Annotated in this window: 21 protein-coding genes; 5 read left to right on the top strand and 16 right to left on the bottom strand. The window is 70.5% G+C overall.

The window, feature by feature from the left end:
* Nucleotides 1-130 precede the first annotated feature (130 nt).
* The 5 genes from OOK07_RS35690 to OOK07_RS35670 form a co-directional block, all read right to left on the bottom strand.
* Complete coding sequence (locus tag OOK07_RS35690; RefSeq protein WP_266800606.1) at nt 131-1,696, bottom strand: PucR family transcriptional regulator; 1,566 nt, start codon at nt 1,694-1,696, stop codon at nt 131-133.
* Nucleotides 1,697-1,723: 27 nt separating this feature from the next.
* Nucleotides 1,724-3,007, bottom strand: coding sequence for an aspartate aminotransferase family protein (locus OOK07_RS35685; protein ID WP_266686245.1), 1,284 nt, complete (start codon nt 3,005-3,007; stop codon nt 1,724-1,726).
* Nucleotides 3,004-3,846 carry a nitrilase-related carbon-nitrogen hydrolase gene (locus OOK07_RS35680; RefSeq protein WP_266686244.1) on the bottom strand — a complete coding sequence of 281 codons (843 nt, stop codon included), beginning with the start codon at nt 3,844-3,846 and terminating at the stop codon, nt 3,004-3,006. Before OOK07_RS35680 ends, OOK07_RS35685 begins: the two co-directional genes overlap by 4 nt.
* A 191-nt stretch (nt 3,847-4,037) precedes the next feature.
* The gene (locus OOK07_RS35675; protein ID WP_266800603.1) at nt 4,038-5,651 is read right to left on the bottom strand and encodes a hypothetical protein; all 1,614 of its coding nucleotides are present in this window, start codon (nt 5,649-5,651) and stop codon (nt 4,038-4,040) included.
* Between the two features lie 126 nt (nt 5,652-5,777).
* The gene (locus tag OOK07_RS35670) at nt 5,778-6,029 is read right to left on the bottom strand and encodes a helix-turn-helix domain-containing protein (RefSeq protein ID WP_266686242.1); all 252 of its coding nucleotides are present in this window, start codon (nt 6,027-6,029) and stop codon (nt 5,778-5,780) included.
* Nucleotides 6,030-6,061: 32 nt separating this feature from the next.
* Here OOK07_RS35670 and map point away from each other — a divergent pair, with 32 nt between their 5' ends.
* Both map and OOK07_RS35660 read left to right on the top strand, forming a co-directional pair.
* Nucleotides 6,062-6,829, top strand: coding sequence for a type I methionyl aminopeptidase (map, locus tag OOK07_RS35665; protein WP_266800600.1), 768 nt, complete (start codon nt 6,062-6,064; stop codon nt 6,827-6,829).
* 241 nt (nt 6,830-7,070) lie between these two features.
* Nucleotides 7,071-9,605, top strand: coding sequence for an ATP-dependent Clp protease ATP-binding subunit (locus OOK07_RS35660; protein ID WP_266686239.1), 2,535 nt, complete (start codon nt 7,071-7,073; stop codon nt 9,603-9,605).
* Here OOK07_RS35660 and ggt read toward each other — a convergent pair whose 3' ends face one another.
* Nucleotides 9,606-11,417, bottom strand: a complete 1,812-nt coding sequence (gene ggt / locus OOK07_RS35655) for a gamma-glutamyltransferase (protein ID WP_266800598.1) — start codon at nt 11,415-11,417, stop codon at nt 9,606-9,608.
* Nucleotides 11,418-11,522: 105 nt separating this feature from the next.
* Here ggt and OOK07_RS35650 point away from each other — a divergent pair, with 105 nt between their 5' ends.
* Together OOK07_RS35650 and OOK07_RS35645 are read left to right on the top strand one after the other, a co-directional pair.
* Nucleotides 11,523-12,284 (top strand): hypothetical protein, encoded by a 762-nt coding sequence (locus OOK07_RS35650; RefSeq protein ID WP_266800596.1) that lies wholly within the window; start codon nt 11,523-11,525, stop codon nt 12,282-12,284.
* Between the two features lie 116 nt (nt 12,285-12,400).
* A complete protein-coding gene (locus tag OOK07_RS35645; protein WP_266800594.1) occupies nt 12,401-13,966 on the top strand; it encodes a CocE/NonD family hydrolase in 1,566 nt (521 codons plus the stop codon).
* A gap of 36 nt (nt 13,967-14,002) precedes the next feature.
* On the opposite strand, the gene OOK07_RS35640 is transcribed toward OOK07_RS35645, so the two are convergent.
* Together OOK07_RS35640 and OOK07_RS35635 are read right to left on the bottom strand one after the other, a co-directional pair.
* A complete protein-coding gene (locus OOK07_RS35640; protein ID WP_266686234.1) occupies nt 14,003-14,746 on the bottom strand; it encodes an amino acid ABC transporter ATP-binding protein in 744 nt (247 codons plus the stop codon).
* Nucleotides 14,747-14,888: 142 nt separating this feature from the next.
* On the bottom strand, nt 14,889-15,296 hold the full coding sequence (locus tag OOK07_RS35635) for a DUF6278 family protein (protein ID WP_266686232.1): 408 nt from the start codon (nt 15,294-15,296) through the stop codon (nt 14,889-14,891).
* 165 nt (nt 15,297-15,461) lie between these two features.
* On the opposite strand from OOK07_RS35635, the gene OOK07_RS35630 reads away from it, so the two are divergent.
* On the top strand, nt 15,462-17,228 hold the full coding sequence (locus OOK07_RS35630; RefSeq protein ID WP_266800591.1) for an SGNH/GDSL hydrolase family protein: 1,767 nt from the start codon (nt 15,462-15,464) through the stop codon (nt 17,226-17,228).
* 100 nt (nt 17,229-17,328) lie between these two features.
* Here OOK07_RS35630 and OOK07_RS35625 read toward each other — a convergent pair whose 3' ends face one another.
* The 8 genes from OOK07_RS35625 to OOK07_RS35595 all read right to left on the bottom strand — a co-directional run bounded on the left by OOK07_RS35625 (nt 17,329) and on the right by OOK07_RS35595 (nt 22,904).
* Nucleotides 17,329-18,108 carry an exodeoxyribonuclease III gene (locus tag OOK07_RS35625; RefSeq protein WP_266686230.1) on the bottom strand — a complete coding sequence of 260 codons (780 nt, stop codon included), beginning with the start codon at nt 18,106-18,108 and terminating at the stop codon, nt 17,329-17,331.
* A gap of 50 nt (nt 18,109-18,158) precedes the next feature.
* Nucleotides 18,159-18,794, bottom strand: coding sequence for an MBL fold metallo-hydrolase (locus tag OOK07_RS35620; protein ID WP_266686228.1), 636 nt, complete (start codon nt 18,792-18,794; stop codon nt 18,159-18,161).
* A 71-nt stretch (nt 18,795-18,865) separates the two neighbouring features.
* The gene (gene pcaDC, locus OOK07_RS35615) at nt 18,866-20,176 is read right to left on the bottom strand and encodes a bifunctional 3-oxoadipate enol-lactonase/4-carboxymuconolactone decarboxylase PcaDC (protein ID WP_266800588.1); all 1,311 of its coding nucleotides are present in this window, start codon (nt 20,174-20,176) and stop codon (nt 18,866-18,868) included.
* Nucleotides 20,177-20,206: 30 nt separating this feature from the next.
* Entirely contained in the window at nt 20,207-20,626 is a 420-nt protein-coding gene (locus OOK07_RS43520; RefSeq protein WP_353962329.1) for an HNH endonuclease signature motif containing protein, read from the bottom strand.
* A complete protein-coding gene (locus OOK07_RS35610; RefSeq protein ID WP_266800586.1) occupies nt 20,571-21,059 on the bottom strand; it encodes a tyrosine-type recombinase/integrase in 489 nt (162 codons plus the stop codon). Before OOK07_RS35610 ends, OOK07_RS43520 begins: the two co-directional genes overlap by 56 nt.
* Before the next feature lie 161 nt (nt 21,060-21,220).
* Nucleotides 21,221-21,937, bottom strand: coding sequence for a ribosome-inactivating family protein (locus tag OOK07_RS35605; protein WP_266800585.1), 717 nt, complete (start codon nt 21,935-21,937; stop codon nt 21,221-21,223).
* 274 nt (nt 21,938-22,211) lie between these two features.
* Nucleotides 22,212-22,388 (bottom strand): hypothetical protein, encoded by a 177-nt coding sequence (locus OOK07_RS35600; protein WP_266685928.1) that lies wholly within the window; start codon nt 22,386-22,388, stop codon nt 22,212-22,214.
* Nucleotides 22,389-22,664: 276 nt separating this feature from the next.
* Nucleotides 22,665-22,904: a hypothetical protein gene (locus OOK07_RS35595; protein WP_266685927.1), complete on the bottom strand. Its 240-nt coding sequence runs from the start codon at nt 22,902-22,904 to the stop codon at nt 22,665-22,667.
* Nucleotides 22,905-22,940 lie beyond the last annotated feature (36 nt).

Here is a 22,940-nt window from a genome sequence, read left to right as displayed (position 1 = left end):
CAGAAGACTAGGAAGTCCGAAAACGGGCTTTGAGTTGCACGGTGTCACGCATACGGGCCTTGGGCGTGCCACGGTGTCACCCTTTCCTAGACGCATGTTTCACCACCGTTTTCCCAGGTCGTGGCATGTTTCAGCCCTGTTGCGCGTCGTGCGCGAGGAGTGCGATGTGGACCGAGGCTGCTTGTTCGAAGTCGTCGAGGTCGACCCCGAGCCGGCCCTGTATGGCCTCCAGGCGGCGATACAGCGCGGGCCGCGAGACGTGGTGGAGCTGGGCGGTGCGGGACTTGTTGCGACCGGTGGCGAGGTAGGTGCGCAGCACGGACAGCAGGTCCTCGTCGGCCGCGCACAGCAGCCCGTCCAGCTCCCGCTCGGCGAAGGACTGCACCTGCGGATCGTCCCGCAACAGCCGGATCAGGCCACGCAGATGTACGTCCTTGAGGCGTACGACGGCCGGGAGTTCGAGGGCGGCCGAGGAATCCGCGACAGCGTCGGCGACGTGCTGGGCCTCACGGAGCCCGGCCGGCACGTCGTCCCAGGCGATGCGCGGGTCGGCGGCGGCCACGACGGCCTTCGGCGACCCGGACTCGGTTCGGAGCCTGGCCGCGAAGTGCGCGGTGAGCGAGGGGGCGTCCTGGTCGCGGGCGAGGCTGAGCAGCACGGCGGTGGCGCCGTCGGCCAGCTCGGCGACCAGACCCGGCAGGCCCACCAGCCGCAGCACACGGTCCAGTTGGGCCGGTTCGCCGGCCCGCACGACCAGGGGCACGAACGTCCGCCGGTTGACGGGCAGTCCGGCGGCCCGCGCGCGGGGCAGCAGCTGCCGCGCCGGTACGACCCCGCTGGCCAGGTCGGTGAGCAGGCTCTGGGCGGACTGCTCCTCCCAGGTGTGGGCCGAGTTGCCGCCGAGCATGCGGTGCAGGACGAGGGCCTCGGCGGCCCGGTCGGCGAGCAGGCGCCCGGTGGCCGTGTCCCCCCGGTAGCCGCACAGCATGATCTGGCCCCACCGCTCGCCACGCCCGCCGAGCTCGGCGCGGATCCAGCCGGCGCCCTCGTTGCCCCCGGCCTGCCGGGAGATGCGCTCCCAGTCGCGCAGCACATCGTCCACGGCGGGCCGCTCCCCCGCCGTGGCGAGGACGCGGTGGGCGAGGTTGGTGACGACGACCGGGCAGGCACTGTGCTGGGCGACCTCGTCGAGGAGGCTCTGCAGCGGGGCGCCCGCGGTGATGAGCCCGGTCAGGGCCGTGCGCACGGACTCGGAGAGGCTGACAGCGGCGAACTTCCGCCGCACCAGCCGGGCTTGCACCTCTTCGGTCAACTCCGCGAAGGGGAAGGGCCGGTGGAGGACCACCATGGGCAGCCCGCACCGCTCGGCGGCCCGCCGCATCGCGTCCGGCGGGGAGGGAAAGGCCCGTCCGAGGCCGAGCACGACGGCCGCGGCCTCCGCGCGGTGCAGCGACCGGATGTACTCGGCCTGCTTCTCCTCGCCGCCGGCGAGCAGCACGCCGGTGGTGAGCACCATCTCGCCGCCGCTGAGCATCACGCCCACGTCGGGGGCCTCGGCCACGTGCACCCAGCGCACCGGCCGGTCGAGCTGGCCCGCTCCGGCCACCACCTCGGGCTCACCGGCGAGGACCCGTTCCAGGCCCAGCACCTGGCGCACCGACAGGGCGGGTTCGAGGGTCCCGAAGGTGGTGGTCATGGCGGACTTCCCTTGCTGGGCCGGCTGCTACGTGAGGCTCCTCAGAGCGCGTTCGAGGATCGCGGCGCCCTCCTCGGCCTCCGCGACCGTGAGGGACAGCGGTGGGGCGATACGCAGCGCGCTGGTGTTGTGGCCGCCGCCCTTGCCGATGAGCAGACCGTCCGCGCGGGTGGCCTCCAGCACGGCGCTCGCCGCCTCCGGATCGGCTTCATCCGTCCCCGGCCTGACCAGCTCGACGCCGAGCATCAGGCCACGCCCGCGCACCTCCCGAACGTGCGGTACCTGTGCGGCGACCGCCCGCAGCCGCTCGATGAGCAGTCCGCCGACGCGTCGGGCGTTGCCCTGGAGGTCGTGTTCGAGCAGGTAGTTGAGGTTGGCGAGGCCCGCGGCCATGGTGATCTGGGTGCCGCCGAAGGTCGAGATGCTGTTGGAGTCGAGGCAGTTCATGATCTCGGCGCGGGCGACGACACCTCCGATGGAGCTGCCGTTGCCGATGCCCTTGGCGAAGGTGAGCAGGTCGGGAGGGCCGGCCGCGCCGTGTGCCTGCCACCCCCAGAAGTTGTCGCCGGTGCGGCCCCAGCCGGTCTGCACCTCGTCGGCGATCCAGAGGATGCCGCGCTCGGCGAGTACCTCGCGGAAGGCGGCGTACAGGCCGTCGGGCGGGGAGGTGAAGCCGCCGACGCCCTGGATGGGCTCGGCGATCAGGGCGGCGGGCGGGCGGGTGTGGCCAAGGAGGTCCCTGAGGTCGTCGACGCAGGCCGCGATGAAGTCGTCGTCGCCGAGCGAGGCGTACGGGCCGCGGGTGCGGACGCCCCCGTGGACGTACAGGGTCTGCAGCGGCGACAGGGAGGTGGGCGACCAGCCGCGGTTGCCGGTGATGCCGACCGCGCTGAAGGAGCGGCCGTGGTAGCTGTTGCGCATCGCCAGGACGGTGTTGCTCTGCCGGTAGGTGGTGGCGAGCAGCAGGGCGGTGTCGTTGGCCTCGGTGCCGGAGGTGGTGAAGAAGACCCGTGCGTCCGGGATGCCGCTCAACTGCGCGATGCGCTCGGCCAGTTCGACCATCTGCCGGTTGAGGTAGAGCGTGGACGAGTGCAGGATCCGGCCTGCCTGCTCGCTCACCGCCTTGGTGATCTCGGGCAACGCGTGCGCGGTCATGGTGGTCAGGATGCCGCCGAAGAAGTCGAGGTACTTGTTGCCCTCGGCGTCCCAGACGTGGCGGCCCTCGCCGTGCGTGATCTCGAGCGGGTCCTCGTAGTAGAGGGCGAGCCAGTCGGGCAGGACGGCCTTGTGACGTCCGTAGAGGTCGCTCACGGCTGCACCAGCCCCTCGTAGGCGTCGGGTCGTCGGTCCCGGTAGAACGCCCACTGCTGGCGCACTTCCTCGATCACGTCGAAGTCGAGGTCGCGGACGACGAGTTCCTCTTTGCTGTCGCTGGCGGTCTCGCCTACGAACTGGCCGCGCGGGTCGACGAAGTACGACGTCCCGTAGAAGTCGTTGTCGCCGTACTCCTCCTGGCCGACGCGGTTGATCGCGGCGATGAAGTACTCGTTGGCGACGGCCGCGGCGGGCTGCTCCAGCCGCCAGAGGTAGGAGGAGAGTCCGCGGTGCGTTGCCGACGGGTTGTACACCAACTGGGCGCCGTTGAGGCCGAGTTGCCGCCAGCCCTCGGGGAAGTGGCGGTCGTAGCAGATGTAGACGCCGACCTTGCCGACCGCCGTGTCGAAGACGGGCCAGCCGACGTTGCCGGGCTTGAAGTAGTACTTCTCCCAGAAGCCCTTGACCTGCGGGATGTGGTGTTTGCGGTACTTGCCGAGGAAGGTGCCGTCGGCGTCGATCACGGCCGCGGTGTTGTAGTAGAAGCCGGACTGCTCGACCTCGAAGACCGGCACGACGATCACCATGCCGGTTTCCCGCGCGAGCTCCTGCATACGACTCACGGTCGGGCCCTCGGGCACCGGCTCGGCCCAGCGGTAGTGCTCCGGTTCCTGGACCTGACAGAAGTAGGGCGCGTTGAAGACTTCCTGGAATCCGATGACCTTCGCACCCTGGCGGGCCGCCTCGCGGGCGTGCTCCTCGTGTTTCGCCACCATTGACTCGGTGTCGCCGGTCCAGGTGGCCTGGACCAGAGCGGCGCGTACGACGTTGGCCATGAGCTGCTCCTTCGGCGGGACGTCAGAGCCTCTACGCCCGTAGATGAGGCCGTAGAGGGATGAACGTAAGCCTCCGGGAGGGCCTTGCCAAGACCATCGCCGTTAACCCGCGGAGTCGATCACGTTTCGCACTCCTCTGGGTGAGCGGAGCGGCCGGTGGGAGGGGGTGGAGGGGCGAGTGGGGAGCTGTGTCAGGCGGTGAAACCGGCGACCCGGAGGGCGTGCACCAGATCCCAGTGTCGCTCGTCCGAAACGCCCTGCGCAGCCCCCAGCAGGAGCGGTACGAGCGTCTGCGGGTCCGGCTCTGCGCTGCGGGCCGCCTCCTCGGGGGTGCGGACGCGGACGTACGCGTCGAGCAGGGCCCGCACCTCCCGGCTACGGCCCTGCGCGGCCAGTGCCAGGACGGCCTGTCCTATCTCGGTGGCGGGCCGGGCAACACCCTGGCGCAGGATCTGTTCCCCGTCGGACCCGCGCCCGGCGGCGACCAGCGCGTCCGCCGCCGCGACCAGCCGTGGGGCGGGCAGCGAGGCGGCCTCCCACAGCAGGCTCGCCCAGTCGGCGGCGAGCCCGGCGCGCTGCAGCTGCTCGGCGAGCGACGGGAACCGGCCGGCGGGCCAGTGGGCGGCCTCGACGAGCAGCGCATGCGCCTCACCGCTGCGGCCCTCGGCACGCAGCCGAACGAGCCCCTCGACGGCCCCGGCGACCTCGCGCACCCCTGCCTCGTCCAGCGGCTCGCGCTTGGGTTCCTGCGGCCGCTGCACCTCATCGGCACCGCCGGCGAACCGGGCGCCGCGCGGGGTGCGGCCACCGGCAGCGGCCGGAGCGGGCACGGGCGGCACGGCGGTGGTCGGTACCACGACGGGCGCGGCCGCCTCCTCGGCCATCCCGGCGAAGCGGGCACTGCCCCGACGGCGCTTGCGCTGCTTGGGGGCGGGAGGCTCGGAGACAGGAGGTTCCCAGGGGGCGATTTCGGGAGTGGGTGCCTGCCGCTCGGAGGCGGTCCATGCCGGGGCGGCGTGTTCCCGTGCGGGTGCACTCGGGCCCACGGCGTCGAAATCGGCACGGCTCGGTGCGGCGCCCGGGGCACCGGAGAAGCCGTCGGCGTCGTAGCCGTAGGAGTCGCCCGACTGCTGTGCGCCCGCCGCCGTGGGGTCGTACGCGCCCTGCTGCGCACCCGTGGCCGAGGCGCCGAACTGCCCCTGCCGCCGCGGGAATCCTGCGTCTGCGCTTTCGGTGCGGAACACGGCCCCGTCCCCGGCGCGGCCCCGGCGGACCGCCGCCGCCCGGGCGCCTGTCTCGCGGCGGTCCAACTCGGCCATGCGTGACCGGAGTTCGGCGCACCGGGCCGTCGCACGGTCATGGTCGTCGCGGGCCCAGGCCAGGTCGAGACGGCAGGTTTCGGCCTCCTGCCGGGTGGCGGCGAAGGCGAGCTGACGGCCCAGTTCCGCCTGGCGTTCGGCGGCGTACCGCTGTTCGCGGAGCATGACGTCGAGCCGGTCCCCGAGGTCGTCCCGGCCGCCGGGCCGGGCGTCGTACGCGGCGAGCGCGGCGGCGTGCATCCCGCGGGCCTGCTCCTTTTCCTGGTTCGCGGCGACCGGACCGGCCACGGCGGCGAGGTCCTGCAGGACCGCCTCCACCACGTCCCAGGGCGGCACTTCACGCCCCTCGAGACAGGCCCGCATCCCGTCGGGGTCGCGCTGCCAGAACACCGCGCACCAGCCGCCACCCTGGTCCAGGCGCGCCAGCAGTCCGTTCAGGTAGTTCGCGAACTCCCGTACTCTGCCCGGGAGTTGATCCACAGCCATCGCTCAACTCCCGCCAGACCGGAGCACTCCGGTTCCGTAGGCAACACCAGTTGCGTTACAGACGTGCTACGAGAAGTTTTCGACGGGCATGCAGACTGCTCATTGCGCGATCTTGCCCGGTGAGCGTCACACGGGCACCACGGCGCAGAGTTCGACCAGTTCGTCCATCGACAGGGCGAGCACCCGGGCGAGCGCGGCCACGGTGAAGAAGGCCGGGGTCGGGGCACGCCCCGTCTCGATCTTGCGGAGCGTCTCCGCGGAGATTCCGGCCTGAGCCGCGACGTCTGCCATGCTCCGTCCGCCGCGGGCCTCGCGAAGGAGCCGGCCCAGCCGCTCGCCGCGTTCGTGTTCTTCCGGGGTGAGAGGGGTGCGCACCATGCCGTCATTCTAATACCGGTATAGTAATTGGCATGGTGGAACTGAAGACAGACACATCGATCGACGCCATGTACGAGGCCGGACAGGTGGTCGGGCAGGCCCTGACGGCCGTACGGCAGGCGGCCGAGGTGGGCGTTTCGCTGCTGGAGCTGGACGAGGTGGCGCACGGGGTGCTGCGCGCCGCGGGGGCGTCCTCCCCCTTCCTCGGCTACCGCCCCTCCTTCGCCCCGGTCCCCTTCCCGGCCGTCGTCTGCATCTCGGTGAACGACGCGATCGTGCACGGCATCCCGACGAGTTACCGGCTGCGCGACGGCGACCTGGTCTCCGCCGACTTCGGCGCCGAACTGGGCGGCTGGGCCGGCGACTCGGCGATCAGCTTCATCGTGGGCGAGCCGCGCCCGGCCGACGTACGGCTCATCGAGACGGCCGAGCACGCGCTGGCGGCCGGCATCGAGGCGGCGGTCGTCGGCAACCGCATCGGCGACATCGCGCACGCGATCGGCTCGGTCTGCCGCGCGGCGGGGTACGGCATCATGGACGATTTCGGGGGCCATGGCATCGGGCGACGTATGCACGAGGACCCGCCGGTCCCGAACGAGGGCCGCCCGGGACGCGGCCTTGCGCTGCGGCGCGGCATGGTGCTGGCCATCGAGCCGATGCTGCTGGCCGGCGGCAGGGACGACTACCACGCGGCGGCGGACGGCTGGACCCTGCGCACGAACGACGGCTCGCGCGCGGCCCATGTGGAACACACCGTGGCGATCACGGAGACGGGGCCTCGCATCCTGACGGCCCGCTGATCCGGGACCGGGCCCGCTGTGGGGCGGGGCCGCCGCCGGCATCCGCACGTGCGCGCGGGGCGCGCGGTGAACCCCCGCTGCCGGACGGTCGCCGAAGGTGCTCCCCTCCCCCATCCGTGCGAAGGTGTTCTACGAACGCGCGCCCCTGGGTGTAACCGGCTCCCGCCCGGGTTACCCGACCCCGGCACGTCGATCAGCGAGGGCGTCCCCGGCCCGCGCAGGGACGCCGGATGGGAACGCCATGACCAGCGGCTTCAGCGGACCAGAAGGCTACGACCCCTTCGGAGAATTCCTCGCCCGCTTCTTCGGCGGCCCGCGTCAGGGCCCCCGGCAGATCGACATAGGGAGGCTGCTGAGCCAGCCCGCCCGGGAACTCGTCCGCGGCGCCGCCCAGTACGCGGCCGAGCACGGCAGCCGGGACCTCGACACCCAGCATCTGCTGCGTGCCGCGCTGGCCAGCGAGCCGACCCGGAGTCTGCTCAGCCGGGCCGGCGCGGACCCCGACTCGCTGGCGTCGGAGATCGACGAGCGTTCCGGCCCGGTCCAGCACACGCCGGAGGAGGCGCCTGCGCCCACCTCGCTCTCCCTCACCCCCGCCGTCAAGCGTGCCCTGCTCGACGCCCACGACCTGGCGCGGGCGAGCGGGGCCGGCTACATCGGTCCCGAGCACGTCCTCAGCGCCCTGGCCGCGAACCCCGACTCGGCCGCCGGGCACATCCTCAACTCGGCCCGTTTCGCGCCCACCGGGCCACCCGAGGCGGCGGACACCGCCCAGAGCCGTGCCGAGCACTCCCGCCCCACGGGCACGCCCACCCTGGACAAGTACGGCCGCGACCTCACCGAGCTGGCCCGGCAGGGGCGTATCGACCCGGTGATCGGGCGGGACGAGGAGATCGAGCAGACCATCGAGGTGCTGTCGCGACGCGGCAAGAACAACCCGGTGCTCATCGGTGACGCGGGCGTCGGCAAGACCGCGATCGTGGAGGGGCTCGCGCAGCGCATCGCCGACGGGGACGTGCCCGACGTGCTGACCGGGCGGCGGGTCGTCGCCCTCGACCTGACGGGGGTCGTCGCCGGCACCCGCTACCGGGGTGACTTCGAGGAACGCCTGAACAACATCGTCGGCGAAATCCGGGCCCACTCCGACCAGTTGATCGTCTTCATCGACGAGGTGCACACCGTCGTCGGCGCCGGAGGCGGCGGCGAGGGCGGGGCGATGGACGCCGGGAACATCCTGAAGCCGGCCCTCGCCCGCGGCGAGCTGCACATCGTCGGCGCCACCACGCTGGAGGAGTTCCGCCGGATCGAGAAGGACGCGGCGCTGGCCCGCCGCTTCCAGCCGATCCTGGTGCCCGAACCGTCCGTGCCGGACACCATCGAGATCCTGCGCGGGCTGCGCGACCGCTACGAGGCCCACCACCAGGTCCGCTACGCCGACGAGGCCCTGGTGGCGGCGGTCGAGCTGTCCGACCGCTACCTCAGCGACCGCCGGCTGCCCGACAAGGCCATCGACCTGATCGACCAGGCCGGCGCCCGGGTACGGCTGCGGGCACGCACGAAGGGCACGGACGTACGGGCCCTGGAGCGCGAGATCGAGCAGCTGACCTGCGACAAGGACCAGGCGGTCGCCGACGAGAAGTATGAGACGGCGACCCAACTGCGCGACCGCATCGCCGAGTTGAAAGTACGGATCGCGGACACCTCGGGTGGTGACGAGGCCGACGAGGGGCAGTTGGAGGTGACCGCCGAGGCGATCGCCGAGGTGGTGTCCCGGCAGACGGGCATCCCGGTCAGCAGCCTCACCCAGGAGGAGAAGGAGAAGCTGCTCGGCCTGGCGGAGCACCTGCACGAGCGGGTGGTGGGACAGGAGGAGGCCGTCGCAGTGGTCGCCGAGGCGGTCATGCGCTCCCGCGCCGGACTCGCGAGCCCCGACCGGCCGATCGGCAGCTTCCTCTTCCTCGGTCCGACCGGCGTCGGCAAGACCGAGCTGGCCCGCGCACTCGCCGAGGCCCTGTTCGGCAGCGAGGAGCGCATGGTCCGCCTGGACATGAGCGAGTACCAGGAACGGCACACCGTCAGCCGCCTGGTCGGCGCCCCGCCCGGCTACGTCGGCCACGAGGAGGCCGGCCAGCTCACCGAGGTCGTACGCCGCCACCCGTACTCACTCCTCCTGCTCGACGAGGTCGAGAAGGCGCACCCGGACGTCTTCAACATCCTCCTCCAGGTGCTCGACGACGGGCGGCTCACCGACTCCCAGGGCCGCACGGTCGACTTCACCAACACGGTCATCGTGATGACCAGCAACCTCGGCTCCGAGGCGATCACCCGGCGCGGCGCCGGCATCGGCTTCGGAGCGGGCGGCGCCGAGGCCGACGAGGAGGCACGGCGCGAACAGATCCTCCGCCCCCTGCGCGAACACTTCCGCCCCGAGTTCCTCAACCGCATCGACGAGATCGTCGTCTTCCGTCAACTCACCGGCGACCAACTGCGCCGGATCACCAGCCTGTTGCTGGACCGGACCCGCCGTCTGCTGCATGCGCAGGGCATCACGGTGGAGTTCACCGACCCGGCTGTCGACTGGCTCGCCCAGCGCGGCTACCAGCCCGAGTACGGTGCCCGTCCGCTGCGCCGCACCATCCAGCGCGAGGTCGACAACCGGCTGTCGCGGCTGCTGCTCGACGGCCGGGTCGGCGAGGGCGGCCGGGTGACGGTGGACGTCGAGGACGGCCGGCTGGCCCTCCGCACGGAGGACCTGCCGACCGCCCCCGAACTCTGATCACGGAGCCGGGTCCACCACCATCGCCGAGCCGCCGCCCCGTCGTACCCTCTCGGCGGCGGCCAGCCACTTCCCGTTGGGCAGCCGCTGGACGCCCGTGGCCGCGCCGATCTCGGGGTTGAGGCTGAAGGAGTGCCCGATGGCCTCCAGCCGGGCCCTCAGGCCGCTCGCGCCGGTGTCGTTGTAGAGCGCGGGTTCGAGTTCCGTCCTGGCCGCGTTGCGCTGGCTGGCGCGCGGCGCGGCGATCGCGTCGACGAGCGGCAGGTGACGGTCGAGGAACTCGGTGAGCGTCTGCAGCACGGTGGTGATGATGGTCGCGCCACCGGGCGAACCGAGCGCCACCACAGGCTTGTTGTGCTGGTCGAGCACGATCGTCGGTGAGATCGAGGACCGCGGCCGCTTGCCCGGTCCGGGCAGGTTCGGGTCGTGGACGGCCGGGTTCGCCGGGGTGAAGGAGAAGTCGGTCAGCTCGTTGTTGAGGAGGAATCCCCGGCCGGGCACGGTGATCGCGCTGCCGCCGGTCTGCTCGATGGTGAGCGTGTAGGAGACGACGTTGCCCCACCTGTCGGCGACCGTGAGATGCGTCGTGTTCTCGCCCTCATAGGTCGTCGGGGCCGCCGTGCCGCCCGAGTTGCAGGCCGCGGGATGCCGGGGGTCACCGGGCGCGACCGGGCTGGTGAGAACCGCGTCGTCCTTGATGAGGCACGCCCGCGCGTCGGCGTACTTCTGCGACAGCAGTTCCTTCGTCGGTACGTCCTCGAAGGCCGGGTCGCCGACCCAGCGCCCGCGGTCCGCGAACGCGATGCGGCTGGCCTCCAGGTAATGGTGCAGGTACTGGACCTCACTCGCCTTCGAAAGGTCCGTCCTCTCCAGGATGTTGAGCGCCTCGCCGACGGTCGTGCCGCCGGAGGAGGAGGGCGCGATGGAGTAGACGCCGAGACCGCGGTACGAGGTCCTGGTGGGCGCCTGGAGCCGCGCGCGGTAGACCGCGAGATCCTTGTCGGACAGCTTTCCCGGGCGGGCGTTCCAGCCCGAACTCGCGTCCACGGGCGGCTTGTTCACGGTGCGGACGATGTCCTTGCCCAGATCCCCGTGGTAGATCGCGCCGACGCCGTTCTTGGCCAACTCCTCGTAGGTGCGGGCGAGATCGGGGTTCTTGAAGGTGGAGCCGACCGCCGGCAGCTGCCCGCCGGGCAGGAACAGCCTGGCCGTGTCGGGGAAGTAGCGGAACCGGGTCTCGTTCGAGGCCGTCTGCGAGCGGAAGGTGTCGTCGACGGTGAAGCCGTCGCGGGCGATTCGCTCGGCGGGCTTGAGGACCGTACCGAGTCTTCTGCTCCCCCATGTGTCGAGCGCGGTCTGCCAGGTGGCGGGCGTGCCCGGCGCGCCGACGCTCAGACCGCTGGTGACGGCGTCGGCGAAGGCGAGCGGTTTGCCGTCCTCGACGAAGAGGCGGGAATCCGCGCTCAGGGGCGCGGTCTCCCGGCCGTCGATGGTGTGCACCGTACGGGACTTGGCGTCGTAGTAGACGAAGTAGCCGCCTCCGCCGACGCCGGACGAGTAGGGCTCGGTGACTCCGAGAGCCGCGGCGGTGGCGACGGCCGCGTCGACCGCGTTGCCGCCCTTCTTCAGTACCTCGATGCCGGCCGCGGAGGCGTCCGCGTCGACGCTCGAGACCGCACCGCCGTAGCCGACGGCGACGGGAGTCTTTTCGACGGGTCTGACCGCGGCGCCGGGCGGCGCTGCGGCGCCCACTGAGACGACGGCGACGGAGACGGCCAGAACCGACAGTTTCCGTGCGACGGAACGACGCATGCGCACCTCCTGTGAGGGACCGTCCGCGCAGCTTAATCCAACGGCATGTTCCCGTCAGGAACGACTCGAACACGGGTTTCCCATGGCCCGCTAGCATGCGCGCCCATGAATGACGACGTGCGCAACATCGTCCTGGGCCTGGTCGCGGCCGGCATCAGTGCCGGCCTTGGCTGGGTGGCCCGCACCTATCTGTGGCGGCGAAAACTACGGCGCAAGCAGGCCTTCTTCGGACTGCCGGACAACTCCGAGTCGCTGCTGGTGGTGAACCGGGGCGCCGGCGGGCCCGAGCTCACGGTGATGCGGTACGACGTGTTCGCGCTGCTCGAACTGGCCGCCCTGATCAAGGACTGCAACGCCCACGCGCAGATACTCCCGCACGACGCGGCACGTCAGGGCTTCGGCGAGCGCACCGAGTTCTGCGTGGGTGGCCCGGCGTCGAACCGGCGTATGACGGCTCATCTGGCCTCGCTGCTGCCGGGGGTGCTGGTGAACGTGGACGCAGAGCCGGGCCCAGACCGCGGCGCCTTCCAGGTGGGCACCGAGCGCCACCGCGTGGAACAGGGCAGGCAGGAGTACGCGCTCCTCGCCCGGCTGACGGTGGACCAGAGCCCGAACGCCCGTCCCGTCTTCCTCTTCTGCGGCCAGACCGCGATCAGCAACCAGGCCGCGACCCGCTACCTCGCCCGCAACCACGAGCGCCTGGCCCGCAAGCACGGCAACAGCTCCTTCGTCCTGCTGCTGAAGGTCGTCAACTCGCAGGCGTACGGGCCGGATGTCGTCGAGCTGGTCGCGGACGTGACGCGGGCGGCGCAGACGGAGTTGCCCGCGACCCCCACAACCGCGCGCAACTCCCACCGCGCCTCCTGAATTCATTCACACCACAACAATCGTTACTGCCACGTAACTTACCGACGGGTTACTTCCGGTAAGCGGCCACGGTTACCGTCTGGTCACTTTGCACTGGCACGAGTGAGGAGTGACCTGTGGGACACCATCGCAAGGCCCTGCGTACGACCGCCGTGGGCGCCGTCTCCGCGACCCTGGTCGCCGGAGGCATCCTCGGGCTCACGCCCACGGCGCAGGCGGCGAGCGCCGTCCGCTTCGTCGACATCACCGGCGACGGCGGCATCACCCTCAAGGCGAACGTCATCACGCCCGAGGGCGCCGACGGCACGCGCCGCTACCCGCTGCTCGTGCTCCCCACGAGCTGGGGCTTTCCCCAGGTCGAGTATCTGGCCCAGGCCCAGAAACTCGCGAACTCCGGTTACATCGTGGTCAGTTACAACGTCCGCGGATTCTGGCAGTCCGGCGGCGAGATAGAAGTGGCGGGACCGCCCGACACAGCCGACGCCTCCAAGGTCATCGACTGGGCGCTGGACCACACCCCGGCGGACGCGCGGCACATCGGCATGGCGGGTGTCTCGTACGGCGCCGGCATCAGCCTGATCGCCGCCGCACACGACAAGCGCATCAAGGCGGTCGCGTCCCTCAGCGGCTGGGCCGACCTGATCGGCTCGATCTACTCCGGCCGCACCCAGCACGTCCAGGCGGCCGCACTGCTGGACGGCGTGAGCCTGGTCACCGGCCGCCAGAGCCCCGAGGCCCGCCAGGTCTTCAACGACTTCTACGCCTCCAACCTGGCCAAGGAGCAGGACCTCATCAACTGGGGGAAGAAACGTTCGGCCGCTACATACGTGGACCAACTCAACAAGAACGGCGCCGCGGTCATGATGGCCAACGCCTGGGGCGACACGGTCTTCCCGCCCAACCAGTACGCGGACTTCTACGAGAAGCTGACCGGGCCCAAGCGGCTGGAGTTCCGTCCCGGCGATCACGCGACCGCCGAGCTGACCGGGCTGTTCGGTCTGCCCAACGACGTCTGGACGGACACCGAGCGCTGGTTCGACCACTACCTCAAGGGCGAGGACAACGGCATCGACCGTGAGGAGCCGGTCCGGCTCAAGTCCCGTTCCACGGGCGGCTACGAGGGCTACCCGGACTGGAAGTCGGTCGCCGCGACCGAGCGGAAGATCGCCCTCGCCGGCACGACCACGATCCACACGAACGTCGACTCGGGGGCGGACGGCGGCATCGTCTTCCTGTCCAGCATCCTCGACCAGGTGGCCCAAGTGCCCCCGGTCGCCTCGATCCCCCTGCTGCCCCGCCGCTGGGCCGCCGTATGGCAGTCGGAGAAGTACCCCACGGCCCAACAGATCCGCGGTACGGCCGAGTTGCACACCACGGTCACGCCGACCAAGGAGAGCGGCACCCTCGTCGCCTACCTCTACGACGTGGGGCCGCTCGGCCTCGGCAAGCTGGTCAGCAACGCGCCGTACACCTTCCACGGGCTCACGCCCGGAAAGCCGTTCAGTCTCGGCCTGGAGCTGTTCTCCACCGCCTACGACGTCCCGGCAGGGCATCGGCTCGCCCTGGTGGTCGACACGGTCGACCCGCTCTACATCGAGCACAACCCGTCCGGCGCTCAGCTGACCTTCTCCTCGCCGGCGAACGACCCGTCGTACGTGTCGATTCCGCTGCGCGAGCAGTGATCTCCGGCTGCCGCCGGGCGGGTTCGGCTCTGCGGCTCAGTGCTTGAGGATCTTGGACAGGAAGTCCTTGGCGCGCTCGCTGCGCGGGTCGGTGAAGAACTCGTCGGGGGCACGGTCCTCGACGATCCGGCCGTCGGACATGAAGACGACGCGGTTCGCGGCGGAGCGCGCGAAACCCATCTCGTGGGTGACGACGACCATCGTCATGCCGTCGCGGGCCAGTTGCCGCATCACCTCGAGAACCTCGTTGATCATCTCTGGGTCGAGGGCGGAGGTGGGCTCGTCGAACAGGAGAGCCTTGGGCTCCATGGCGAGTGCGCGGGCGATGGCCACGCGCTGCTGCTGGCCACCGGAGAGCTGCGCCGGGAACTTGGGCGCCTGGTCGGCGAGTCCGACGCGGTCGAGAAGCCGGCGCGAGCGCCTGTCGGCGTCCTCCTTCTTGCGTCCACGGACCTTGATCTGCCCCAGCGAGACGTTCTGCAGGACGGTCTTGTGGGCGAACAGGTTGAACGACTGGAAGACCATGCCGACGTCGGCGCGGAGTCGTGCGAGTGCCTTGCCCTCCTCAGGCAGCGGCTGTCCGTCGAGCAGGATCGTGCCGGAACGGATGGTCTCCAGCCGGTTGATCGTCCTGCACAGCGTCGACTTTCCCGACCCGGAGGGGCCGATGACCACGACCACCTCCCCCTTGCCGACGGCGAGGTCGATGTCCTGCAGGACATGCAACTCCCCGTAGTACTTGTTGACGTCACGCAGTTCGATCAACGGATCGACGGCCATACGCAGCCCTACCCACTCTCAGCTGTGTCGGTTGCCGAAAACTATCCGGACGAGAGTGGACTTCAGGCACGACACGCACTTTTCGGGCATAAGCCGTATTTACGTCGATCTTAGGTCGCCCTTCTCCGGTGGGGTGATTCCCTCACACCTCCGCGACCTCGCCGTACAGCTGCGAGAGCTCGGGCACCCCGCTGACGGCCCACTCGTGTCCGGAGGTCACCACGTCGAACTCACGGCCGGAGGCCAGCCGTACGACGGGCTGGCCGCTCGGCCAGATCTCCCAGGCGGCCCCGGGCACGGTACGCACGATGACGGTTCCCAGGTAAAGGCCCGCGTCGTTGCCGAGCCAGTGCAGCACCTCGGCGTCGTCCCGCCAGCGCGGCAGCAACTGGTCGAGCGCCTCCAACGAGGCGGCGGAATCGTCGAGTTGTACGCCCGCCCGGGACGCCTGGGAACGGAGCAGTTCACACTCGGAAAGAAGTTCGGCGATGCCCTCCGGGTCGGGGATGCCGTGCTTCTCATGCCGGTGGCCCAGAAAAGGGATCTTCATACCCCCAGCGTGTCATTCGCACCACCGTGCGCACCACAGGCGCGCGGGCGGTCAATTCGGGGCTATTTCGCGCCGGGCCCGCGCATGGCTCGTTGACGAGTCCCTGCCGTCTCTCTAGCTTCGCGGTGCGTCTTTCGTCCCACCGGTGAGCGGGAGGAGTCGGCCGTGCGTCGACAGGTCCGGGGATTCGCGGTTGTCGTCGTCTCGCTGGCGTTCCTGGTGCCGGCCGCATCGGCACGGGCGAGCGCCGGCGGCAGCGGGCAACCGCTGCCGCTGGAGCGGCTCTTCGACAACACGGCGGTCAGCGACGACGCCCGTCCGGGCGCCGCGGACTTCGACGGATCCGGTGCCTCCCTCTCCGCTCAGGACCTGACGGCCGCGGGCTGGACCTCCGGCCGCGCGGTCACCGTCCAGGGGGCGCGGCTGACCTGGCCGCACCGGCAGCCGGGCGAGACGGACAACGTACGGGCCGACGGACAGTCCGTGCGCGTCGGCGGGCGCGGTGACGCGCTCGCCTTCCTGGTGGCGGGCACCGGCGGCGCCGACGTGAGCGGCACCGGCTCGGTGTCGTACCTGAACGGCGCCCGGTCCGCCTACCGGCTCACCGCCCCCGACTGGCGCACCGGCTCGCTCGCCATGAAGGCGGTGGCGCTGCCGCACATCAACACCCCCACCGGCCGCCTCGCCGAGCAGGCCAAGCTGTACGTCGTGACGGTGCCGCTCACGCCGGGACGCCAGGTCGCCTCGGTGCGGCTGCCCCGGGCCGCCGGTCTGCATGTGTTCGCCCTCGCCGTACGAGGGCCGGCCCGGGGCTGGAGCGGCAGTTGGGCCGCGTCGACCGCCGGTCATGCGACCGTGGGGCCGTGGAGCGACCGGACGTTGCGGCTGGTGGTGCACACGTCGGTGGGCGGGCCGCGGGTGCGGCTACGGTTCGGCAACACGTTCGCGGCGGCACCGGTGCGGATCGCGAGCGCGACGGTGGCCGTGCAGGCGGCTGGGGCGACGGCTCGGGACGTGCCGGTCGCGCTGTCCTTCGGGAAGGCGGCCGGCGTCGAGATCCCGGCAGGGGCCGAGGCGTTCAGCGATCCGCTCACCTTCGCGGTGCCCGCGGACACGAACCTGCTGGTGAGTTTCCATCTGCCGGACACGGTGGCGGCGGCGCCCATGCACCGGCTCGCGGTGCAGCGGTCGTATGTGAGCGAGCCGGGCGACCATGCGGCGGACGGCTCCTCGGCGGCGTACACCACAACCCTGACGAGCTGGCCGCTGCTGACCGGTGTGGACGTGGGAGGCGGGCCGGGGTCGGTGGTGGTGCTCGGGGACTCGATCACCGACGGCACCATGTCGACGCAGGACGCGAACCGGCGGTGGCCCAACGCGCTGGCCACCCGTCTTCTGCGGCAGGACGCGGTCCCGCGCTACGGCGTGCTCAACCAGGGCATCTCGGGCAACCAGGTGGTCACCGACGCCTACCCCGGTGACGGGGTGTCCACGAACACCGCCGGTGTGAGCGCCCTGCACCGGCTCGACCGCGATGTCCTCGCCCAGACCTCGGCGCATACGGCGATCGTCCTCGAGGGCGTGAACGACGTGCGGTGGCAGAACACGGCGGAGCGGGTCATCGCGGGACTGCGGGAGATCGCGGACCGCGGGCACGCGCGGGGCCTTCGGATGCTGGCCGCGACGATCCTGCCCTGCGAGGGCGAGGCACGGTGCACGGCTGCCGTCGACGCGGAGCGCTCCGCGGTGAACGCGTGGATCCGGAGCGGCGGGGTGTTCGACGGGCTGCTCGACTTCGACAGCGTGGTGCGCGACCCCGCTCACCCGACGCGGATGCTGCCCCGGTACGACAGCGGGGACCATCTGCATCCCGGTGATGCGGGGCTTGCCGCGATGGCCGGGTCGGTGGATCTGCGGATGCTGGTGCCGTGAGCCACTGGGGGGGCTGCGCCCTCGGGCCCCCGCCGGCCTGCGGCCTCGTCCTCCAACTCCGGACGGGCCGAATCCGCGAACGCCGGACGGGCCGAATCTGCTACACGTCCAGATCCACCACTACGGGCGCGTGGTCCGAGGCGCCCTTGCCCTTGCGCTCCTCGCGGTCCACGTATGCGTCGGTGACCGCCTTGGCGAACGGTTCGTTGCCGTACACCAGGTCGATGCGCATGCCGCGGTTCTTGGGGAAGGCGAGCTGGCGGTAATCCCAGTACGTGAAGGGGTGGTCGTACTTCAGGGGGCGCGGAACGACGTCCGAGAGGCCGGCCTCGCGCAGGGACGCCAGGGCGGCGCGCTCGGCCGGGGTGACGTGGGTGAGGCCCTCGAAAGCGGCCGTGTCGAAGACGTCGTCGTCGGTCGGCGCCACGTTGTAGTCGCCCAGGATCGCGAACGGGCGGCCGTCGGCCGCGTCGCCCGCGACGGCCGCCCTGAGGGCCTCGAACCACTGGAGCTTGTAGGCGTAGTGGGGGTGGCCCACCTCGCGTCCGTTGGGCACGTACACCGACCAGACGCGGACCGGGCCGCAGGTCGCCGAGATGGCGCGGGGCTCCTCGCTGCCCTCGTATCCGGGGTCGCCGGGCAGGCCCTTGACCACGTCTTTCAGGCCGACGCGGGAGAGCACCGCCACGCCGTTCCACCTGCCTGTTGCGTTCACCGCCGCCTCGTAGCCCAGTTCGCGCAGCTGGTCGAACGGGAACTGCTCCTCGGCCAGCTTGGCCTCCTGGAGGCAGAGCACGTCCGTGCCGCTGCTCTCCAGCCAGGCCAGGAGCCTCGGCAGGCGGGCGGTGATCGAGTTCACGTTCCAGGTCGCGATGCGCATGTCTCACAACCTACCGGGCGGGTCTGACAACCCGGCCCCGCCCGGGTCGCTCAGACCTCCGCCGACTCCCCCGGGGTCAGGCGCAGGTGCTGCGAGCCGCCGAGCGAGCCGATCTGGCGGTCGTAGATCGGGCGGGCGAGGTCGGTCAACAGGGCGTCGTGGATGTCGTAGGCGCGTTGCGGCTTGACCTCGCGGACGTACTCGATGACCTCGGAGATCTTGTTCCAGGGGGCCATGACCGGGAGCATCAGCGTCTCGACCGGCTGGTCGGGGACGGTGAGCGCGTCGCCGGGGTGGAAGACCTTGCCGCCGTCGACGAGGTAGCCGACGTTCGTGACGCGGGGAATGTCCGGGTGGATGACGGCGTGCAGCTCGCCGTGGACCTGGATGTCGAAGCCCGCGGCGGTGAACGTGTCGCCGTGGCCAACGGTGTGCACCCGGCCCGGGAAGGCGGCCGCGAGCTGCTCCGCGACGGAGGCGAGGGTCCAGATCCCGGCGGCCGGGTTGGCCTCCATGGCCGCCCGCAGCCGCCCCTCGTCGAAGTGGTCGGGGTGCTCGTGCGTGACGAGGATGGCATCCGCGCCGACGGCGGCCTCCTCCTCGCTGAATCCACCGGGATCGAGGACGAGGGTCCGGCCGTCCTTCTCGATGCGGACGCAGGCGTGCGACTTCTTCGTGAGCTTCATGGCTCCATCCTGCCGCGGTCCACGGCGGCCCGGGCAAGCTGAGACGGGTGCTTCCACTGCCCGGCTGACGATCACTCCGTGGGAGTCGTCTCCTCTGCTATGACCTGCTGGGCCACCTTGAAGGCGCTGTTCGCCGCCGGTACGCCGCAGTAGACGGCCGCCTGCAGCAGCACCTCCTTGATCTCGCCGGGGGTGAGGCCGTTGCGCAGGGCGGCGCGCGTGTGGGAGGCGAGTTCCTCCAGGTGTCCGCTCGCGACCAGGGCGGTGAGGGTCACACAGCTGCGTGAGCGCCGGTCGAGGCCGGGACGGTCCCAGATCTCGCCCCAGGCATACCGGGTGATGAACTCCTGGAAGTCCCCGGAGAACTCGTCCGCCTGTGCCAGCGTCCGGTCGACGTGCGCGTCGCCGAGCACCTCACGGCGCACCTTGAGCCCTGCGTCGTAGGGGTCGGGCCGTCCCGTCATCTGCACGGGTACGGCAACGGCGGGCGCGATCTCGGCGATGGGGGCGGCCATGCGGACAGGCTGCACAGGGGCGGCCAGGACCGGATTGACCGGTGCTGCGGGGATGGCGATCTGGCCGGTGGCCGAGTCGAACGCGGGCTGCCAGGCCGTGGAGAAGTGCCGGACGAGCAGGTCGGTGACGGCCGCGGGCTGCTCGACCGGCACCAGGTGGGAGGCGCCGGGCACGACGGCGAGACGGGCGTCGGGGATGCCGGCGACCAGGGTGCGTGCCTCGGCAGGCCCGGTGACCCGGTCCTCGGAGCCGACCAGGACCAGGGTCGGCACACCGACGCTGCCGAGTTCGCCCCGTACGTCGAACGAGGCCAGCGCCTCGCAGGCGGAGATGTAGCAGCCGGGGTCCGTGGTGCGCACCATCTGCACGGCCCACTCGGTGATCGCGGGCTGCGCGGAGGCGAAACCGCCGGTGAACCAGCGGTCCGGAGAGGTACGGGCGATGGGGTCGAGCCCGTGCGTCCGCACTATCACTCCGCGCTGCCGGAACTCGTCCGCCGTACCGAAGCGGGGCGATGCGGCGATCAGCGTGAGCGAGGCGATCCGCTCCGGGTGGCGCAGCGCAAGTTCGAGGCCGATCGCGCCGCCGAGCGCGCAGCCCGCGTAACCGAAGCGCTGCACGCCGAGCGCGTCGAGCGTGGCCAGCAGCCGGGTGGCGATCTCGTCCACCGCGCCCACCGGGTAGGCCGGCGCACCGCCGTGCCCCGGCAGGTCGAAGCGGAAGACACGCCACTGCTTGGCCAGCTCGGGCACCTGGCGATCCCACATGTGCCATGTGGTACCCAGTGAGGGACCGAGGATCAGGACCGGGGCGTCTTCTGGCCCGTCAAAGCGGTATTGCAAGGTGTTCGGCGGTGTCTCACTCACGCCTCAGACCCTCTCACGTATCACGAAATCTCACACAGCCCGGGGATCCCGGCGGCTCTTGACCCTCTCGGCGCGGCGCGTCCGGCACTGCCGGAACCCTCGGGGATCCAGATACGAGTTCTCCGGCGTGTACCCGCGGCCATGGGGACAGTGCGTCCTCCTGGCTCGCGCGCTCTCCCAGTCCCTGCGCCGCAGAGCTTCCTTCTTCGGCACGGCTTCCAGGTGGTCCGGGTTGCAGCAAAGCGTAAAGTGCCGTCCCCAAGGATCGGCATGACGCACCTGGAAGCCCTCCGGGATCTCACCGACCAACAACGTGAACACCACACGGTGGACAAGCTGTGTCTTTCCCTCGTAGGAGACTTGGCCGTAGCCTGACTGCCCCTTCCCGTTGCAGCTACCGGTCCACAGCCAACAGTCGGCCTCCGCGTCCACCTCGATCTTGGCAGACATGTCGCTGGGCAGGTCGCTCGGTCGGTAAACCGCCAGACTCACACTTGCCCCTCCGTCGGAGCACCGTGCAGGCCATCCCACGTTGTGCGGCTTCCCGAAGGTCTTCGACGTCCGGCTTCACGTACCACTTCTTCGTGGTCTTCACATTCGTGTGTCCGGCCCACCGCGCAAGGATGTGATCCGGCACGCCGTTGTTGGCCAGGTACGTGAGGCACGACGAACGAGCGTCGTAGAGACGGACTCGGCGGAGACCGAGGATTGCCATGAGTCGATACACGCGTCGGCGGAGCTGCTTGATCGTGAAGGCTGCTCCGGTCTCGTGCACCAAGACGTAGCCGGCCTCTGCGTATGCCTCACCAAGGGCCAGCTTCTCCTTGGCCTGAAGGACCTTGAACGACCTCAGTGCAGCCAGCACCGGAGCCGGCAAGATCATCGTGCGGGCGAGTTCGGCCCTTATTTTGCTGGGTTTGGGGTCGTCGTTGAGAGCGACCGCGAGTAAGTCCGTGGCGACGCGGATGGCCGCGATGGTGTTGCCGGCGACGCTTGTGCCGGCGCAGAGGTCGGAGCGGTCGGCGAAGGCATGGCTGATGCGGTCTAGTCACGCATCAGGCCGACCTGCTGTGCGGTGACGAAGACGTTGGATCCGTTGTCCATGCCGTTCGCGATGCGGTTGGCGATGGGGCGGAACCGGGAGGCCTCGGTGATGGCCATGATGTAGCGCAGCATGCAGCGGGCCTGGGCCGTGCGGTCCGTGCCGCGGACGCCGAGGTCCCTGAGGCTGTTCTCGAGGCTGGCCTCGCTCAGGTTGACTTCGGTCAGCGACTGGTTCGCGATGCGGGCGAGGGCGTCGTAGCCCTCCTTGCCGAGGAACCAGTTGTCGTCGGTGGCGTCCTCCTGGTTGGAGACGTCGGAGACGAGGTTCAGGACGAAGTTGTGCGGGGTGTCGCGGGAGAAGAACCGCGCGACGCAGAAGTCGCTGAGCCGCACGATCGCATGCACCGCGGGGAGGTGGTTGTCGCTGCTGATCACGATGTCGGCGAAACTCTGGGTCTCCGTGTTGCCGGTGATGGCGACGTTCGCCCCGGTGTCGACGTTGGGCATGACGCGGCCGTCGGCCGAGGTCTCGGCGAGGTTACGCAGTTGGTCGAGCATTGTCAGATAGGCGCCCGAGCCGCGGTTGATGTTCCAGCGGACCTGTGGGAAGCCCATGTGTTTCGAGGCGGATGTGTCGGTGTCCTCCCTGGGCAGCATGATCACCAGGAATCCGAGAAGGACGGACAAGGCGACCACCATGAGGACGCTGGTGGGCATGGTGTGCTCCGGTTGTTCGACGTGCAGCGATGTCACGACCGACGCTCACAGCCGGGAGGTTGTTTGGCAGGCCCCTTTTGCCGCCGCAGACAATTCCGGAGGATCGAGTTCCACATTACTTGTCCGAACGTAATGCTGTCGTTGCTCCACGTGTCTACCTCACTGGGCCTTCGTTCCCACCGCGCGACTCGGTATCGACACCGTCGAGCAACAGCCCCGCGCATGTTTCCCGGAGCGATGGCGGCGCCTTGCGGCAAGACGAGAGGCCATGGCGTCATAGCCGCGTTGTGTCGGTGGGGATGCCCAGGAGGATCCGTCCGGTCGTCTCCCACGTCGCCGGGCTCACCTGGATGTGGGCGGTGATGGCGTTCGAGTCCCGGAACCGCGCTGGAGCGGCTGGTCTTCGTCTCATACCCAGCAGGACTTCGATGCCGTACGTGGTGTGGGGCATGCGCCGGGCGCTGCACTACTCGGGTCCCGACGTGAAGGCACCTCGGGTGCAGCCGGCGCCGCAGTGGACCTCGGGGGCCGCATCGCCCTGCCGGGCCTGCGGCGCCGCTGTCATGGACGCACGACGACGGTCCATCCGGGGTTGTAGGTGTCCAGTACACCATCTCGTCCCAGCCGAGCGGCAGTGTGAGGGGTACGAGGACGGCCGACAGCAGACAGAACCCGGCGGCCACGATCCGCAGCATCCGCCGTGCCGAGGCTGTTGTGGGATCCGCGTTCACCCGACCCGGCCCAGCTTGCGCCGCTGGCGCACTGCTCCGCGGGAGAGGATGCCTGCCGTGGCGGCGAGCACGGTGGCACGGTCGCGCCGGACGGCCGGGCCGGGCGGTGGAGGAGCGGACCGCCCGACCCGCTTCTCCACCAGCGCCCTGACCGAGCCGACGGTAAGGAAGGTGAGGCGGGCGGGTACTGGTTCGCCCCCTACCGGCGCAAGTCCCAGGGCTGGGTCGAGGTCCACTACGGCAAGCGCAAGAGGGGCCACTACGTCCGGTAT

Source organism: Streptomyces sp. NBC_00078 (assembly GCF_026343335.1).
GTDB lineage: Bacteria > Actinomycetota > Actinomycetes > Streptomycetales > Streptomycetaceae > Streptomyces.
The sequence above is the reverse complement of the archived record's forward strand: the minus strand, read 5'-3'. Positions and strand labels throughout refer to the sequence as shown.

Excerpts from the sequence above, each read along its gene's own strand:
- OOK07_RS35690 (WP_266800606.1), bottom strand. The coding sequence starts at position 1,696 with ATGACCACCACCTTCGGGACCCTCGAACCCGCCCTGTCGGTGCGCCAG.
- OOK07_RS35680 (WP_266686244.1), bottom strand. The coding sequence starts at position 3,846 with ATGGCCAACGTCGTACGCGCCGCTCTGGTCCAGGCCACCTGGACCGGC.
- OOK07_RS35675 (WP_266800603.1), bottom strand. The coding sequence starts at position 5,651 with ATGGCTGTGGATCAACTCCCGGGCAGAGTACGGGAGTTCGCGAACTAC.
- OOK07_RS35670 (WP_266686242.1), bottom strand. The coding sequence starts at position 6,029 with ATGGTGCGCACCCCTCTCACCCCGGAAGAACACGAACGCGGCGAGCGG.
- map (WP_266800600.1), top strand. The coding sequence starts at position 6,062 with ATGGTGGAACTGAAGACAGACACATCGATCGACGCCATGTACGAGGCC.
- OOK07_RS35660 (WP_266686239.1), top strand. The coding sequence starts at position 7,071 with ATGACCAGCGGCTTCAGCGGACCAGAAGGCTACGACCCCTTCGGAGAA.
- ggt (WP_266800598.1), bottom strand. The coding sequence starts at position 11,417 with ATGCGTCGTTCCGTCGCACGGAAACTGTCGGTTCTGGCCGTCTCCGTC.
- OOK07_RS35650 (WP_266800596.1), top strand. The coding sequence starts at position 11,523 with ATGAATGACGACGTGCGCAACATCGTCCTGGGCCTGGTCGCGGCCGGC.
- OOK07_RS35640 (WP_266686234.1), bottom strand. The coding sequence starts at position 14,746 with ATGGCCGTCGATCCGTTGATCGAACTGCGTGACGTCAACAAGTACTAC.
- OOK07_RS35635 (WP_266686232.1), bottom strand. The coding sequence starts at position 15,296 with ATGAAGATCCCTTTTCTGGGCCACCGGCATGAGAAGCACGGCATCCCC.
- OOK07_RS35625 (WP_266686230.1), bottom strand. The coding sequence starts at position 18,108 with ATGCGCATCGCGACCTGGAACGTGAACTCGATCACCGCCCGCCTGCCG.
- OOK07_RS35620 (WP_266686228.1), bottom strand. The coding sequence starts at position 18,794 with ATGAAGCTCACGAAGAAGTCGCACGCCTGCGTCCGCATCGAGAAGGAC.
- OOK07_RS43520 (WP_353962329.1), bottom strand. The coding sequence starts at position 20,626 with ATGTCTGCCAAGATCGAGGTGGACGCGGAGGCCGACTGTTGGCTGTGG.
- OOK07_RS35610 (WP_266800586.1), bottom strand. The coding sequence starts at position 21,059 with ATGATCTTGCCGGCTCCGGTGCTGGCTGCACTGAGGTCGTTCAAGGTC.
- OOK07_RS35605 (WP_266800585.1), bottom strand. The coding sequence starts at position 21,937 with ATGCCCACCAGCGTCCTCATGGTGGTCGCCTTGTCCGTCCTTCTCGGA.
- OOK07_RS35600 (WP_266685928.1), bottom strand. The coding sequence starts at position 22,388 with ATGCCCCACACCACGTACGGCATCGAAGTCCTGCTGGGTATGAGACGA.